Here is a 16,418-nt window from a genome sequence, read left to right as displayed (position 1 = left end):
ACACTCCTGGATAATGGTTATCTTATTATCGTGGAGGTGATATCAATGGCTAAAAACATGAATAAATCACAAGCAGGTACTAATGCTCAACAAGTGAGACAACAAAACGCGCAATCTCAACAAGGTCAAGGCCAATTCGGTACAGAATTTGCTTCTGAAACTAACGTTCAAGAAGTGAGACAACAAAACGCGCAATCTCAGCAAAAAAAAGGTCAAGGTCAAGCACAAGGCCAATACGGTACAGAGTTTGCTTCTGAAACTAACGTTCAAGAAGTGAAACAACAAAACCAAAAATCTCAAAGCAATAAAAGCCAAGGCTAATCGCCGATGAAAAGCATCCTTCTTTATGAAGGGTGCTTTTTTTTGCCTTTCATTGGATTCGACAAATGTTTCGTCGTGTTTACATTTTATGTCAAAGGAAAAAACGGATAAAAATAGAATATACATACTATAGAAAAAATACAGATTAGGAAGGTGCATTCATGGAGGAATTTAACCGGCTTATAAACAACCAGTTGAAAACGATGGATAAGCTTTTACTTTTACAATCCGAAATCGAAAGATGCCAAGATATAGAGAAGCAACTCCTTGCCCTGGAAGAGGAGAGTGAAGCAGTCACCATTCAGGAAGATATTCAACTCAAAAAGCAGGAATTGAAAAGTATCCATGATATGTTCGAGAAGCAAACGGAAGAAGTCATCCGTTATTTTCAGCAAGGACAGGCTGCCATACGATAAATAACCGGCTAATTTCTTAGTTAAAATGGGTGGATGGTCAGACTTTTTCGACTTATTTACACATTTTCACTTGGAGATTAGCCACTTTTGTTTTAAATTTATGAATAAATCGCTATAATATAGGAATATAGGGTAAATGGAAAAAAGTATATATTTTTAAATACACACAAAAACTGCAAACGGAATAGGGCACAGTACGCTGTCAGGGTGTCTATAGAAAGTAGGGAGAGATAAATGGGGATTGTTCCTGCCGAAGGAGGAAAAATCCAAATCCATAGCTATAAACATAATGGACATATCCATCGTATCTGGGAAGAGACGACCGTTTTAAAAGGGACCCAAAATCTGGTGATAGCAGCGAATGACCGTACTATGGTAACTGAATCAGATGGAAGGACCTGGATTACGAGAGAGCCGGCGATTTGCTATTTTCATTCAAAGTATTGGTTTAATGTTATTGGTATGTTGAGAGAGGACGGGGTTTATTATTATTGCAATATCAGTTCGCCGTTCACATACGAATCGGGAGCATTGAAATACATTGACTATGACCTGGACATTAAAGTATTCCCAGATATGACGTTTAATTTGCTGGATGAGGATGAATATGAAAGGCATCGGAAAGAAATGAATTACCCGGATGCCATCGATTCAATATTGAAACAGAACGTAGACTATTTGATTTATATGATACGCCAGCGAAAAGGACCATTCTCCGCAGAGTTTATTGATAGTTGGTATGAACGCTTTTTAACCTATCGATGATAGAAAAGGCCTGCTGCATAATTGGCAGGCTTTTTCATTATGTATCATGCCTACTATCTGATTCAATCTTTCAAGAATGCAGGAACCATTAAACCTCCTATAAATGGTTATGAAAGTTAGTGAATGAAAATCCTTTTGATAGTTAATCATCGAAAAGGAAAATATAATTGCATATAAGATATAAGATTCCAAATTGACTTTTGGATTTAATGATTCAGAAAAGGAGGAAATCCGTGGGGAGCATTAAGAGATATTTGCAATTCGTCAAACCATATAAATGGCAGATAATCGGGACGGTACTGATTGGATTGCTAAAGTTCGCGATTCCGCTTTTGCTTCCATTACTCAGTAAGTATATAGTGGATGACATCATCGGAAATGGTGACCTGTCCAAAGCCGTGAAGTCCGAACGCCTTTTATGGGCAATGGCCATCATGATATTCATTTTCGTTGCAGTCAGACCGCCGATTGAGTATTACCGTCAATATTTCGCTCAATGGACCGGAACGAAAATCTTATATGATATTCGTAATGATTTATTTACTCATATACAGAAACTGAGTTTTAAATATTATTCTAATACAAGGGTGGGCGAGGTCATTTCAAGGATGATCACGGATGTGGAACAAACGAAGAACTTTGTGATCACGGGTCTGATGAACCTTTGGCTCGATATCGCAACGATCATCATAGTGATAGTCATCATGTTTACGATGGACGTGAAGTTAACCATTGTATCCATCATCATGCTTCCATTTTACGCATTTTCGATTAAGCATTTCTTCGGCAAGCTGAGAACCTATACAAGGATTCGGTCCCAAGCGTTAGCGGATGTACAGAGTCACCTTCATGAACGGGTTTCAGGGATGTCAGTCATCAAAAGCTTTGCGATAGAGGACAGGGAACAGGAATTGTTTGCGAAGCAGAACAAGAATTTCCTCGATAAGGCCCTAAAGCATACGAGCTGGAATGCTAAGTCATTTGCTGTCGTGAATACGATCACGGATATTGCTCCCCTGCTCGTGATAGGCTTTGCCGGTTATCAGGTCATTCATGAACAATTGTCATTGGGTACCATGGTTGCTTTCGTCGGTTTCATAGACCGGCTATATAATCCCCTAAGACGTTTAGTTAACTCTTCGACGACAATGACCCAGACATTGGCGTCCATGGACAGGGTTTTTGAGTTTGTGGATGAGAAGTATGATATCGATGACGAACCAGGAGCGAAAGAGCTGAAGCATGTGGATGGCCGAATAACCTTTCAGGATGTATCGTTTGCTTATGACGAGAAAGAGGCACCCGTTTTGAAACATATAAATTTGGATGTTAAACCAGGGGAAACCATTGCACTTGTCGGGATGAGCGGCGGAGGGAAATCCTCCATCGTCAGTTTAATTTCCCGTTTCTATGATGTAACGGAGGGAAGGGTATTATTGGATGGGACGGATATCCGTAAATATCAAGTCCGCAGCCTAAGAGATAAAATAGGAATGGTTCTACAGGATAATATCTTATTTAGTGAATCGGTTAAGGCCAACATCCTTATGGGACGGCCCGATGCAAGTGATGAAGAAGTATTTGAAGCGGCAAAGGCGGCGAATGCCCATGACTTCATCATGGGTTTAAAAGAAGGATATGAAACGAAAGTCGGGGAGCGGGGAGTTAAATTATCCGGAGGCCAAAAGCAACGGGTGGCCATTGCGAGGGTATTTTTGAAAAACCCGCCAATCCTTGTTCTCGACGAAGCCACATCCGCATTGGATTTGGAAAGTGAACACTATATCCAGGAGGCGCTGGATATTTTGGCGAAAAACCGGACCACCATCATCGTGGCACATCGGTTATCAACCATCACCCATGCCGATCGGATCGTTCATATCGATAATGGGGAAATTACGGAAATGGGAACACACGAAGAACTTATGAAAAGGCAAGGGCATTACTACAACCTATTTCAAGTACAACAATTGGATTCTTAAGGGAAAAGGAAAATAATATACAAAAGAAAGACCATTCCGCTAACAGGAATGGTCTTTCTTATTCTTATACGTACCGGTGCATACACTTTATGAGATCCTTTTTTCATGAAGCGTTTTTTTCCTGTCAGGAAGGAATTGAGGAAGATGCTTTATTCCCACAGGCAAGGCGATGCCGACAATGATCAAGCACATCCCGAACCATTGCAGTGACGTAACCTGTTCATTCAAGAAGATGACGGAAACGACCATCGCTGAAGGCAGTTCCGCTGCGCAAAGAATCGTTCCAAGCCCGACACCCACTTTTGGCAAACTGACAGCAAAGAAAAAGAAAGGAACTAGAACACCCAAAGTGCCGAGCAGCAGACCGTAGTACCATAGGTTCGTTTGGACAAGATTCGTCACAAGTGTGACGGGATTAGTAGTGAATACAGCAGTCAGCATGCCACCCGTTGCAATGAAAAACAACCGTTTCATTGAAGCTTCCCCAACTGCGAATTGAGAGTTGCAATACATATACAGCGCAAAAAGCAAAGCAGACAATAGTCCGAACAATACGCCTTTTAGGCTTAGACCAGATAGAGGCTGACCAAAGATCGCCCCTGCCAATAATGTACCGATGAAGAGGACGAAAATGGCAATGAGTTTATTTTTATCCGGGCGTCTTTTATTTAAGAAACTTTCAATAAGGACGCCTATCCAGGTAAATTGAAATAAAAAGACAACGGCAATTGACGCGGGAAGCTCGGATACGGAAACGGCATATGCCTTTCCGACGAAAGTGGACATCATGCCCGTGATTAAAAGTAATCCGGCACTCTTCCATGAAACTTTATATTTAAACGAAAAAAGAAATATTACGGAGACAATCAGCCAACCTACGAGGTATTGACTGCCGACCAGTTCTCCAGAAGAATGGCCATCCATGAATCCAAACTTGATCATCGTTGATAATGTCCCATATGAGATCGAACCGATTAAGACCATTATGGAATACTTCAAAAGTTGCATGTTTTTCACCCCTGTAAAAATAAAAATCGCCACCTGCCAAAAAGGCAAGTGACGAACGAAAAAAGGAAATCCTTTTAAAATTCCGTCTCTCAACAAAAGCTGAGTTTAAAAAATTGTTTGTGTTGCATTAACTTAGCTTAAAGTCTTTGTGAATATTTGTCAACCAGAAAAATAAGTTAAGCCTGCAGTCGATCTTTAAGCTAAAGGTGGCGGCAGAGGTCGAAAATGTTTCTTTCATGCATAGTAATTGAAAACCCCCAAAGAGGCGAATAGCCGAATGGGGGGATGTGTTTCAGTCACGATTTTCCTGGAAGTCTTCCAATGTACCACGATATTCCGCGTCTTTCATTTTGCGAAGATTAGGCTTTTTTTCTGCAGTTGGCTCATCATTTGGCTTTAGATTGTGAAGCTTGGAAAGAGCCAAACGATAATCCTGATCGTTCATTTTCAATTCATCATTGTCTGTTGGGGAGATGATTTCGGTAACGGAATCATCTGCCGAAGAGAAAGAGGACTCTTCCAATGAGTTCTCTTCCTCGACACCCGGCGGCTTATCTTCAGGTGATAAGGCTTTGATATTGAAGGTGATCAAGCCCGTAACCGCTATTATGGCAACGATGATAATTAGAATTATGCCCATTGAATCAAGCCTCCTAGAGCTCGTTTATGAATGAACGAGTGACATCGGCTACCCGTTTTCCTAATGCTTCTCCAAGCTGCAAGTCATTTTTGGTGATGTTGTCATCCACACCGGGTGGACAGCTTATCCCTACTCCATAGTAGGAACCATATAAGGCGTTTTCCGGGACAGTGCCGGGTAAGCCCACAATGATCATTCCTTGGTGAAGCATTGGGGTGATTAAGTTCAGCATGGTAGCCTCGAGTCCGCCATGTACGGTGGCGGTCGTACAGAATACAGCACCCACTTTATTGATCAGCGCACCTTCCGCCCATAGATACCCAAGTTTATCAATCCATGTTTTCAAACTCGAACTGATGGTGCCGAAATGACCGGGACAGCCCCAAATGATTGCATCCATTTCCTGAAGCTTATAAACATCCGCCTCGTTTACATGGTCAATGAGAACCTCAGCCCCAGGAACCGCAGCGGCTCCTTGAGCTATTGATTCGGCAAGTGCTTTCGTATGGTTACCTTCACTGTCGTAAACAACATAGATCTTCATTTTTATTCCCCCATTTAGTTAAACCGATTTTTTTACTGGTGAAGGAAGCAAAGGTACATCCAAATGTTCCTGTTTAGCTTTTTTCATTGCTTTGTCTTTCCGAACGTCACGCAAAAACAGTGAGAGAACGATACCGACAATTGCGAAGCCTGTTGCCCAAAAGAATGCATCATTGATTCCCATCACATTTGCTTGACCCTGGATTTGTGAAGAAATCAGCGACATGGCAGTTTCCTGTGCCTGTTCACTAGTTTGATTCATCGAACTCATGATGGATTGGACGATTGTTTGGAAATTCTGAACAAAACCGGGATCACTCGTACTCATTTCCGTTCCTAAAGCAGTTCCATGGAAAGAAGCACGGGTAGTATAAATGGTCGTCACGAAGCTCGTACCAATGGCTCCGGTAACCTGTTTCAGCGTATTGCTCATTGCCGTACCATGTGTATTCAAATGCTTAGGAAGCTGGTTCATCCCTGCTGTCATGATCGGCATCATCAGTAAAGACATTCCAAGTGCGCGGATGGCATAGATGATTACCAAAGTCGAATAGGTTGTTTCCGTAGTCAAATTAGCAAATTCGAAGGTTGTGACAGCAGTGATCGCTAAACCAAAAAGTGCTAATGGACGAGGACCGATTTTGTCAAATAATGCTCCTGAAATGGGTGACATCACCATCATCACAAGGGCTCCGGGTAACATCAATAGACCGGATTGAACTGGTGTGAAGCCTCTTAAAGTCTGCAAATATATTGGCAATAAGAATATCCCAGTAAACATGGCCACTGTGACGATGGCGGAAATGATATTCGATAATACGAACATGTCATACTTGAATACACGGAAGTCGAGCATAGGTGTTTCCGATTTTAGCTGTTGAACCACAAATAGGGTCAATAGGATCAGCCCGATGATGATCGTTCCCAGAACGATTGAATCCGTCCAGCCTTTGGAACCTGCTTCACTGACACCATATAGTAATGATGCAACACCTAGCAAGGATAAAGAGGCGCCCAATAAATCCAATTTGATTTTCTTTGGTTCTGCTACATTATGCATGCTTAAAAGGGCAAGTATTATGACTATCATGCCTAATGGCACCATTGCGTAGAACATGACCCGCCAGCTATATTCCTGAATGACCCAACCTGATAAAGTCGGACCGATGGCAGGGGCAAACATAATGGCCAGTCCGAATATCCCCATTCCTTTCCCGCGCATTTCCGGAGGGAAGATGAAAAGGATGATCGTCATGACCAATGGCTGAAGGATCCCGCCGCCAGCCGCCTGGATCAGCCGGCCTGTAAGGATGACGGGGAAATTAGGTGCAATGCCGCAGATGAATGTCCCGACAGTGAATAGAAACATGGCAGCAAGGAATAAAATCCGCGTGCCAAACCGTTCTATTAAAAAAGCGGACAGTGGGATCAAGGCTCCATTCACGAGCATGAATCCAGTTGATAACCATTGAATCGTAGTCGCAGCAACATTGAATTCTGCCATCATCCTCGGCATGGCGACACTAAGCAGAGTTTGATTCAAAATGACCATGAACAAACCTAGCATTAAGATAATTAACATGGGGGCAAACTGTTTCATTCCCTTGTTTTCATTTACTGAGATGGTTTGAGAAGCCATTTATTGAAAAGCCTCCTTTCTGTATAACTGTGTAGCCGGTTTATTTAGTTGAAATTTTCACTTCTGCGTTCATTCCAGGTAGAACTTTATCGGATGGTGCTTTGATGGAAATTTTAACTGGTACTTTTTGAGTGACTTTCGTATAGTTTCCGCTGCTGTTTTGATTGCCCATCACTGAAAAGACAGACGTTGTGGCATAACCGATCTGTTCCAAAGTACCTTCGAAAACAGTATCGGGATCTCCATCGATGATAATATCGACGCTGTCACCCTTTTCGATATCCTTCAATTTATTTTCCTCAATATTAGCCGTTATGGACAGATCATCCATATTGATGGTCTGAGCTAGCGTTTGACCCGCTTGAACAAGCTGCTCATCATGTACTTGTGTTTTAACGATTGTACCTTGTTCTGCGGTTTTTACTGCTTCTTTTCCATCTAAGGTGGTTACATTGGCAACTTGGTCATTCTTACTTACACTGTCTCCTTCGTGTAAGTCCCAATCTGCTAATTTACCGGCAGCGGGGGCAACGATGGTATATAGCTCTCCCGACACTTTCGCTTCATCCGTTTTAATGAAATTCGTGCTTTCATAATAGTAATAAGCCCCACCGGCTAATACCGCTACTATAATAACCAAACCAATGACATTGATTAAAACTAAACGTCCTCTATTCACTTGTTTCGCCTCCAAAAATATTGATGATGTATTTTAACGTTCATTACCAGACTGGATACCGCCTCCTATTCTAAAGTTTATTTATTAATTTTAATAAATATTAATTTTTATAAGTATTAATATTATAAGTAAAGAGTTTACCAGTTTAATTATTTTTTGTCATGTAATTTATTCGGAAAAATAGTGGGAAATAAATACAGAGGAACGGTAAAAATTTGAATTTTTTTTAGTTTTAAGGATATATGGAAAGTAAATTTGACAATGGAATGGCATTTAATTAAATTTAAGAGGTAGGATTGTCCTATATAAGGAGTGAGAAGGCTGGAATTTAAATGGGAAGTAACTAATAGTATAGAAATGCAGATTTTTCGGATTAGGAAGAAGCTTAGGGCCATCGTAGCAAAAAATCTTCAGCCTTATGGATTAACGTCGCCTCAGTTTTTCATATTATTGATATTGAAAAAAGAGGGGTCGATCAAATCGACCAAGCTGGCTGATTTCTTAACAGTAAAGCCAAGTGCGATTACCGTTTTTGTAGATAAGCTGGTCGAAATGGATTATGTGAAACGGCAGCCATCAGAAAAGGATCGCAGGGTCATCAATCTTGAATTGAAAGAGGCAGGGGAAGCGATTTTGGGGAGAGTCCTTGCGGATCATAACCAATTGATGGGCAAGAACTTCAACTCATTCTCGGAAGATGAGCTGCAGGATCTTTTGCAGAAATTGGATACGATTGAAAAGGCTGCTGATAAGAACCTTTTGGATGATTGAATGAGGAGCCTGCTCGAAATAGAGACGAAAAAAGACGGTTCCCGGGAACCGTCTTTTTTAATCTTCTTCATACTGGACAGATAATTCGTTATCTTCCTTATGGAAGGACTGGAAGCTGACGATCAGCTTTTCAAGATGCTCCAATTGTTCGTCATATTCTATGACTGCAGAAATCAATGGTACAAGGCGGGCAGAGAGATGGCCCAGATTATCATGCATTTCGTCCACTTGATTTTGCTGTTCGAAAAAGTGGGCGAGCAGCTCTTTACGACTTAGACAATCCTGGTCCCAATCTTCAATCTCGTCGATGGACTTGATTTTTTCGATATGCAGTAATATCAATTGTTCATGCTTGCGGATCAAGGAATCAAGCTGCTGTAAGATGCTCCGTTGGAAATCTTCAGGCATTTGATATACTTCATTCTCGAATTTATGGACTCTCTTCAAGGTTTCAAACGCTTTTTTTGTCGTTATGATCATCTGCCGATAAACGACAAGCTTTCTTGCTTTAGCTACACTGTTCTTCTTGAAATATTCCCGTTCCTCTTTGTACATGGAATAGATATGTTCCAGATCGAGTAACTCCGCCTTCAATCGGCTGATGTCTTTTTTCAATAAAGTGTGTTCTGTAGCATGCCTTGTGCTGATTCTGATCCATTTCAAGATGTCTTCCGTTACATCTGTAATGCGTGTATAAAGCTTTGCTTCGTACTTTGGAGGAATGAAAACCAGATTCACGATGAACGAAGAAACGATACCGAGCAAAACGGATGAGAGACGAATAAAGGCAAAATTCAGGAATTCCCCTTCCTGGCTTTCCATGATGGCAATGACCGTCACGATGGAAAGGACAATCGTTTTATCCATTTTCAGTTTTAAATTGATGGTTATGACAACCATTACGGCAAGACCGATTATAAAAATATCATTTCCGAACAACAAAACGAAGGAGACAGCAACCAATGCGCCGATGATATTTCCTTGAACTTGCTCCAACACCGTTTGATATGAACGGTAAATGGTCGGCTGTATTGCAAAAATTGCAGCAATCCCAGAAAGGACAGGAGCAGGAAGATTAAGCAGTTCCGATAGATAAAGCGCTAAAACAATTGCTATTCCTGTTTTGAGAATGCGGGCACCAAACTTCATATATGGGTTAATCCTTTCTTTGTGTTGTAATGGATCGTGGTAAGAAAAGGCTCTATTTATATATAGGCTTTTGCTTAAAGTTGTATTCTAACTTATTTGTTAGTACTTTACACTAAAATAAGAAGATGTAAACAAAAAGTAATATACAGGATTTTCCTTAGAGTTACAATAGTTAAAATCAAGTTTAATATATAAAGAAACGATAGGCAATTTGTTGATTGTTTTCAACTGTGTTTTTCCATCGTTTAAAGACTATTCCTGAGGTATATGACTGGAAAAGGCTGATGCTCGAATTGAAGAGCATCAGCCTTTTTTAATTTTCGGCATCACTCCGTGGATACGGCAGGATCCGCCTGTTCTTTAACTGGAACGACCTGAAGGAAGTGCTCTCCAGGATTTTGAAGCAGTGTCTCCAAAGAGGCCGCTTCTTCGGGTTGGCCATGATCTTTCAAGAGGGCCGTGTATTTGCCCAGAAGTTCAGCCACATCCTGCAGGCCTTTTGCGGATAGGGGCTCAATGGAAATCTTTGCCCCTTTCGCAACCCGTTTCTTAATGACCTCTTTGGTTAATCCAGATTCGGGCTGTTGCCGTAAATAAACGACACCGCCTGTCATCCCTGCGCAAATCCATGGACCGGGATCACCCAGAACTAAACCTCTTCCATTTGTCATGTATTCAAAAGCGAATCCCTTAATATTGGAAGTTACCGCAATATTACCGTTTTCCTTTTCAGGAAGTGGTTGTTTCAATAATCCCCCAATGATCATATCCGCTCCGGAAAGCCGGATTCCCGCCCTGGCATCGGCATCGCCTTGGGCAATGAGGAGACCATGCTGTGCACCGTAACCAAAGCCCTTACCGACGGAGCCATTGTAGAACTTTCCATCTTTTCCTGGAGATTTAAAGATGGCAATATTACCGCCAATCGATGTTTTGCCAATGCCATCCTGGGCACCGCCATTCACGCTGATTGAAATTCCCTCCGTATTGTATGCCCCAAGTCCATTACCCGGGATGGAACCATCCTGGTAGGATAGGTGAACGGGAGGAAGTTTTTTGTATGATCCATCCAATCTGCCCCTAACGCGGTGACAGGACACCCTGCTGCCGAGTACACGCTGCTCGGAAGTGATCGAGCTATAGCTACGGGATTGCTGCAGATCATCTACATGCGAATCAAGATATTCAGCGCCAACAGCTACCTGCATGGAGCCTTCATTCAAATATGCCGCCGTTTCTTTATGGGAGAACGGTGTTATATCCAGGTTTTTCAATAAATAGGTTAAATCCAATGATTGTTGACCTTTAACTTGCTGTAGCAAATCGGAACGTCCGACGATATCCTGAAGATTCTTCACCCCAAGTGACCCAGTCAAAGATTTGAGCTCTTTTGCAAATGCACTGAACATATTCGTTAATCCTTGAACGGCTAAATCAAATTTTCGTGGAACAAAACGGCGCAGTCCATGTTCTTTCGCCTGCGCTTCCGATTCAATTTGGGTGGCGATTCCCACATGGCAAGTATCAAGGTGACATCCGCGACACGTTGTACAGCCGACGGCAATCATCGAAAGGGTCCCAAAACCTACACGGTTTGCACCAAGCAGCATTACCTTCAATACATCCATCGAGCTTTTTAACCCACCGTCAGCCCAAATTTCAACATTCTGTCGGATACCTGACTCAAGCAGCGCATTATGGGCCGCTTTAACACCAATCTCAACTGGTAGACCGACATGTGCGAGTGCATGGATCCTGGCAGCACCCGTTCCGCCATCAAAACCAGAAAGCGTTATGATATCGGCCCCCGCTTTTGCGACACCGACAGCAATCGTACCGATGTTTGGAACGACTGGTACTTTGACGGCAACTTTCGCTTTGTCATTTGCCGTTTTTAGCTCTTGGATCATTTGGGCCAAATCTTCAATTGAGTATATATCATGGTTATTGGAAGGGGAGATCAAATCGGAACCGATTGTTGCATTTCGGGCTTCTGCGATTTTCGCTGTGACCTTGGAACCGGGAAGGTGACCGCCTTCACCAGGTTTTGCCCCTTGCCCAATTTTAATTTCCAATAGATTTGAAGAGTTCAAGAGTTCTGCATTGACACCGAAACGGCCGGAAGCGATTTGCTGTCCGCGGGATTTCGGGTACTTGCCCAGCATATCCTTTATTTCCCCGCCTTCACCATTCATGCTGATCATGCCTAACCTCTCGGCAGCTTCCGCATAGGCCCGGAAAGCAATCTCATTTTGTGATCCAAAGGACATGGATGCTATGACGAACGGCAATTCCTGTTCGCCGACCGAAAGACTGACTTCTTCAGAAGGGATGGAAGCATCTGAAGTTTTTAATGATGTCAAGTGGCGGATCGTCGTAGGATTGGATTCTTCCTGTTCGGTGATCTTTTCGCGATAAGCATCATAGTCCCCGGTTGAAGCAACTTCTCCAATAGACTTCCAAATCCTAGGGAACAGATGGAAGGTCTTACCCATCCGTTCTTTTTCATTGCTGTAATCTTCCGCCCGCTGGATGGCATCTGCCTTGATTTTATCGAAATTATAGTCCAGATCATTGGATCCGAAGAAGTTAGCCACATTTAAATATTTCGCGATTTCCTCATGTAAACCGATGCTTGAGAAAAGTCTTCCATAGCCGCGCAGCTCATGAATGCCAATGGTCGAGATGACTTTCTCAAGCCCTTTCGTCAAGGAGTTATATAGATTGGTAACCCCCTTGATGTCATCTGAAGATAAAGAAAGGAACATATAATAGGGGCTGATTAAGTTGGCCCCAAGACCATAAGAAACGATGATATCATGCAATGACCTTAGCGATGCTGAACGTAAAAGGATGGAACAATCACGGCGCTTGCCTGTGCGGACCAACGCTTGATCGACGGCTGAAGTGACAAGGTGGGGATCAAGCCAAAGGTTGCCGTTTTGATGGGCAAGGGCATCATCCAGAACGAGCAGCGTTTTTCCTTCATCCACTGCATTGACACTTTCATCCGTTATCCTGGTCAAGGCATCCGTGATATTTTCAGCCTCATTGAACGTGCTTGAAATGAAGTGCACGAGTTTTTGATCTTGGTTATATTTAATGAACTGATCATAGCTTGGCTGCGATACGATTGACGAGCACTCATAACCCGTTGATCCTTCAATCAATAACGGAGTCAGCAGCTCCGTGACATTTCCCGCCTTATTCGCTTCGAATAGGGAAGGACGTTTTCCGATGATGGTTCTTGTTGAGAAGTGCTCGGTTTCCCGGTCCCGGTCGATCGCTGGGTTAGTTACAACGGCCACACTTTCCTTGATGAAATCAGCGATGTTGGTCCTCTGGGGATTAAGTGCTGCCAGTGGCGCATCGTGACCAAGTGAACGAATGGGCTCAGCGCCTTTTTCGGCCATCTGTTCCACTAATTGTACATGCTCCCTTTCCCACCCAAAGGCTTTATATTGACCATTATGAATGGCTTGCGTGTTTGTCATGGAGATAACCTTTTCAAAAACTTGGGGCTGTAAGCGGACTCGGTCATTGGAAAGGACGAAACGATCATTGAAGAGTTCAAATACTTTATCCTGGTAATCCTTGTATGTGTACAATTCAATGCGGTCGCCGTTCCATTTCAAACCGATTTTTTCCCCTGGACCCATCGGTTTCGGATCTCCGGTATATTCACTGGAAGGGATGATTCCTGGTTCGGAAGTGAACATGTAGGATGATTCCGTTTCAATATTCCATAGTGGGCGCAAGCCTAAAGAGTCGACAGAGAACACGGCTTCATCGCCGAAACGGGAGATGATGCCTGCCGGACCTTGTGCAAAATGACCCCATGCTTCCCTTAAATACGTATATAAGTCTTGTAAGTGCTCGGGATATTCCTTGATTTCATTGATGATTGGCGGAAACATAAGATCGACAGCTTCAAATAAAGAGTAGCCATGACGGCAGATGAAAGTCTCGATCGTCTTGTTTAAATCCTGTGAGTCGCTTCCATCTTTAGCGATGGGAACTCCGATCATTTTCGCTTCATCACGCAATTTGGCGATAGTATTGATTTCGCCATTATGACCAAGTACACTGAAAGGCTGGACCCGGAAGAAGCTTGAGAGAGTATTAGTTGAAAAACGATTATGTCCCAGTGTCATGGTGGAGGCAGCCAAAGGGTCTGCAAGATCAAGATAATAGGCAGGGAGCGTATCCCCCGCACCCATCACTTTGTATACCGCATGATGCTGGCTTAAAGATGCAACATGGATGAAATCACTTTTTTCGATGTCGGTAGTCAGCTCAAAAAGAACATTTGAGAGCTCCTGGTTGTTATTGATGGTGGAGGAACAGGCAAATTGCCAGAACACTGGGTCTTCTTGAATGGCAATCGGTCCCAATGCCTCGGAGCGGTAGGCTTTATCCGTTTCGAATATCAATGAGAGACCATGCTGGAGCAGTTTCTCCTTGACTTCGATTTTTAAGTCGTTAGCTTCTGTTTTTTTGCTTAAAAATAAGTGGCCGACTATGAAGGAATCTTGATCGACGATGCTTGAATCGACGTTTACCGCTTCAAGCTTCTTTTTCCAAAGAGCCCGGGGAATATCGATATGGATGCCGGCGCCATCGCCCTCACCATTGATGAAGCCGCAGCGATGGTTCATTTTAACCAAGGCGTCGATACAGGCAAAGATGTTTTCGTTAGTAGGGATTTTCTTTTTTTCGATGCAGGAAACGATACCGCAGGCATCATGTTCTTCCTTGTGAAATTCTTTGAATGTAGCAGGTGTCCATTGTTGGGCCATATATGTGGCTTGAATAAGGTTTCCCTTATTCTCTGCCTTTCACCTCCTGTAGCATGTGTTTAATGGGGGAAATATTAGTAAACCCGAACAATAGTCCAAGTTTTGATAGATTGAAAGAAAGTGTATAAATGTATATAAATGTATCCATATCATATCATTTAAATATTCAGAAATCAATTTTTTATACAATGGGCTGGATGCTGTGATTGATGGGATTTATGTGGAAAATGGCCTGAAATGCCAATGTTAAAGATTTATTACAGGGGAATAAGAAACCCCCAAGATTGATGTACATCCTGAGGGTGTATAAAAAATGCATAATTATGCTGATTCGATTTATTATATTAGGTTTTTGAATGCATGTTCAACCGCTTTTAGAGTATAAGCGATATCGTCATCCGTGTGGGCAATTGTCAAGAACCAGGCTTCGTATTTGGACGGTGCCAAATTGATTCCCTGGTTGAGCATGAGTTTAAAGAACTTAGCGAACATTTCGCCATCAGTATTTTCCGCCTGCTCATAGTTTTCAATCTTTTCTGTGGTGAAATAGATCGTCAATGCCCCTTTAAGGCGGTTGATGGTGATCGGAACATTATATTGGCGGGCCGCTGTCAGGATACCTTCTTCAAGGATTTTTCCCAGCCGGTCAAGCTCTTCGTACAGACCCTCTTCTTTAAGTACTTCTAAGCAAGCTATCCCGGAAAGCATGGAAGCAGGATTTCCTGCCATCGTACCTGCTTGATAGGCAGGTCCCAGCGGGGCGACAGAATCCATGATCTCTTTTTTACCGCCATAGGCACCGATAGGAAGCCCGCCCCCGATGATTTTTCCAAGCGCGGTCAAATCGGGTTGAATTCCCAAGTAGTCCTGTGCCCCTCCATACATGAAGCGGAACGCTGTGATGACCTCGTCGAAAATGACGAGTGATCCGGCTTCGTGCGATAATGAAATGACTTCTTCCAAGAAGCCAGGGCTTGGTTCCACGATTCCAAAGTTGCCGACAATCGGTTCTACCAGCACGCCTGCAATTTCAGTGCCCCATTTATCCAGTGCTTCTTTAAATGACTCGATATCATTGAAAGGTACCGTGATGACTTCTTGTGCGATGCTTTTTGGAACGCCGGCAGAGTCCGGTGTACCTAAAGTGGACGGGCCGGAACCTGCAGCGACAAGAACAAGGTCGGAGTGTCCATGGTAACAGCCTGCAAACTTGATGATCTTATCCCGTCCTGTGTAAGCGCGGGCAACGCGGATGGTGGACATGACGGACTCGGTTCCTGAATTGGTGAAGCGGACTTTATCCATGGATGGTATGGCTTCTTTCAACATTTTGGCAAATTTGACTTCATGTTTTGTCGGTGTGCCGTATAAAACGCCCGTTTCTGCAGCTTTAACGATGGCCTCCGTAATATGTGGATGCGCATGACCTGTGATGATCGGGCCATATGCAGCTAAATAATCGATATATTTATTGCCATCAACATCCCAGAAATAAGCACCTTTGGCATGATCCATCGCAACCGGTGAACCGCCTCCTACAGCTTTGTAAGAACGGGATGGACTGTTAACCCCGCCAACGATATGTTCTAATGCCTCTTTATGTAAAAGCTCCGAATTACTAAAATCCAATCTTAAAACCTCCTAAAAATATAAACATATTTCCTCTTTATCATAGCACTTTTCCGTCCGTAAATCTGGGGTGGAAG

The 16,418-nt window shown here is 42.9% G+C and carries 13 protein-coding genes; 5 read left to right on the top strand and 8 right to left on the bottom strand.

What is annotated here, in order from left to right; translation table 11 throughout:
* Positions 1 to 45: 45 nt before the first annotated feature.
* The 4 genes from FNK51_RS20485 to FNK51_RS20470 all read left to right on the top strand — a co-directional run bounded on the left by FNK51_RS20485 (position 46) and on the right by FNK51_RS20470 (position 3,484).
* A complete protein-coding gene (locus FNK51_RS20485; RefSeq protein ID WP_098370613.1) occupies positions 46 to 321 on the top strand; it encodes a gamma-type small acid-soluble spore protein in 276 nt (91 codons plus the stop codon).
* A gap of 161 nt (positions 322 to 482) precedes the next feature.
* Positions 483 to 737: a YgaB family protein gene (locus FNK51_RS20480; RefSeq protein WP_098370614.1), complete on the top strand. Its 255-nt coding sequence runs from the start codon at positions 483 to 485 to the stop codon at positions 735 to 737.
* Between the two features lie 234 nt (positions 738 to 971).
* On the top strand, positions 972 to 1,502 hold the full coding sequence (gene ntdP, locus FNK51_RS20475; protein WP_063234823.1) for a nucleoside tri-diphosphate phosphatase: 531 nt from the start codon (positions 972 to 974) through the stop codon (positions 1,500 to 1,502).
* A gap of 233 nt (positions 1,503 to 1,735) precedes the next feature.
* Positions 1,736 to 3,484, top strand: a complete 1,749-nt coding sequence (locus tag FNK51_RS20470; protein WP_141994494.1) for an ABC transporter ATP-binding protein — start codon at positions 1,736 to 1,738, stop codon at positions 3,482 to 3,484.
* Positions 3,485 to 3,571: 87 nt separating this feature from the next.
* On the opposite strand, the gene FNK51_RS20465 is transcribed toward FNK51_RS20470, so the two are convergent.
* From FNK51_RS20465 to FNK51_RS20445, 5 genes are all read right to left on the bottom strand, one after another.
* Positions 3,572 to 4,492 carry an EamA family transporter gene (locus FNK51_RS20465; RefSeq protein ID WP_141994493.1) on the bottom strand — a complete coding sequence of 307 codons (921 nt, stop codon included), beginning with the start codon at positions 4,490 to 4,492 and terminating at the stop codon, positions 3,572 to 3,574.
* 292 nt (positions 4,493 to 4,784) lie between these two features.
* Complete coding sequence (locus FNK51_RS20460; RefSeq protein WP_141994492.1) at positions 4,785 to 5,132, bottom strand: hypothetical protein; 348 nt, start codon at positions 5,130 to 5,132, stop codon at positions 4,785 to 4,787.
* Between the two features lie 13 nt (positions 5,133 to 5,145).
* Positions 5,146 to 5,676, bottom strand: coding sequence for an NAD(P)H-dependent oxidoreductase (locus FNK51_RS20455; RefSeq protein ID WP_141994491.1), 531 nt, complete (start codon positions 5,674 to 5,676; stop codon positions 5,146 to 5,148).
* Positions 5,677 to 5,694: 18 nt separating this feature from the next.
* Positions 5,695 to 7,314: a DHA2 family efflux MFS transporter permease subunit gene (locus FNK51_RS20450; RefSeq protein ID WP_098370618.1), complete on the bottom strand. Its 1,620-nt coding sequence runs from the start codon at positions 7,312 to 7,314 to the stop codon at positions 5,695 to 5,697.
* Positions 7,315 to 7,354: 40 nt separating this feature from the next.
* A complete protein-coding gene (locus FNK51_RS20445) occupies positions 7,355 to 7,993 on the bottom strand; it encodes a biotin/lipoyl-containing protein (protein ID WP_141994490.1) in 639 nt (212 codons plus the stop codon).
* 312 nt (positions 7,994 to 8,305) lie between these two features.
* On the opposite strand from FNK51_RS20445, the gene FNK51_RS20440 reads away from it, so the two are divergent.
* A complete protein-coding gene (locus tag FNK51_RS20440) occupies positions 8,306 to 8,764 on the top strand; it encodes a MarR family winged helix-turn-helix transcriptional regulator (protein WP_081395760.1) in 459 nt (152 codons plus the stop codon).
* 57 nt (positions 8,765 to 8,821) lie between these two features.
* Here the strand turns inward: FNK51_RS20440 and FNK51_RS20435 are convergent, their stop codons facing one another.
* The 3 genes from FNK51_RS20435 to FNK51_RS20425 form a co-directional block, all read right to left on the bottom strand.
* Positions 8,822 to 9,913 carry an FUSC family protein gene (locus FNK51_RS20435; RefSeq protein WP_098370620.1) on the bottom strand — a complete coding sequence of 364 codons (1,092 nt, stop codon included), beginning with the start codon at positions 9,911 to 9,913 and terminating at the stop codon, positions 8,822 to 8,824.
* A 326-nt stretch (positions 9,914 to 10,239) separates the two neighbouring features.
* Entirely contained in the window at positions 10,240 to 14,712 is a 4,473-nt protein-coding gene (locus FNK51_RS20430; protein ID WP_141994489.1) for a glutamate synthase-related protein, read from the bottom strand.
* Between the two features lie 339 nt (positions 14,713 to 15,051).
* Positions 15,052 to 16,341: a glutamate-1-semialdehyde 2,1-aminomutase gene (locus tag FNK51_RS20425; RefSeq protein WP_141994488.1), complete on the bottom strand. Its 1,290-nt coding sequence runs from the start codon at positions 16,339 to 16,341 to the stop codon at positions 15,052 to 15,054.
* Positions 16,342 to 16,418 lie beyond the last annotated feature (77 nt).

The organism is Bacillus sp. B4EP4a, from assembly GCF_006680105.1.
Classification (GTDB): domain Bacteria; phylum Bacillota; class Bacilli; order Bacillales; family DSM-1321; genus Peribacillus; species Peribacillus simplex_E.
This window is presented reverse-complemented; position numbering and strand designations above follow the sequence as displayed.

Coding starts and splice junctions, on each gene's coding strand:
- FNK51_RS20485 (WP_098370613.1), top strand. CDS start 46: ATGGCTAAAAACATGAATAAATCACAAGCAGGTACTAATGCTCAACAA.
- FNK51_RS20480 (WP_098370614.1), top strand. CDS start 483: ATGGAGGAATTTAACCGGCTTATAAACAACCAGTTGAAAACGATGGAT.
- ntdP (WP_063234823.1), top strand. CDS start 972: ATGGGGATTGTTCCTGCCGAAGGAGGAAAAATCCAAATCCATAGCTAT.
- FNK51_RS20465 (WP_141994493.1), bottom strand. CDS start 4,492: ATGCAACTTTTGAAGTATTCCATAATGGTCTTAATCGGTTCGATCTCA.
- FNK51_RS20460 (WP_141994492.1), bottom strand. CDS start 5,132: ATGGGCATAATTCTAATTATCATCGTTGCCATAATAGCGGTTACGGGC.
- FNK51_RS20455 (WP_141994491.1), bottom strand. CDS start 5,676: ATGAAGATCTATGTTGTTTACGACAGTGAAGGTAACCATACGAAAGCA.
- FNK51_RS20450 (WP_098370618.1), bottom strand. CDS start 7,314: ATGGCTTCTCAAACCATCTCAGTAAATGAAAACAAGGGAATGAAACAG.
- FNK51_RS20435 (WP_098370620.1), bottom strand. CDS start 9,913: ATGAAGTTTGGTGCCCGCATTCTCAAAACAGGAATAGCAATTGTTTTA.
- FNK51_RS20430 (WP_141994489.1), bottom strand. CDS start 14,712: ATGGCCCAACAATGGACACCTGCTACATTCAAAGAATTTCACAAGGAA.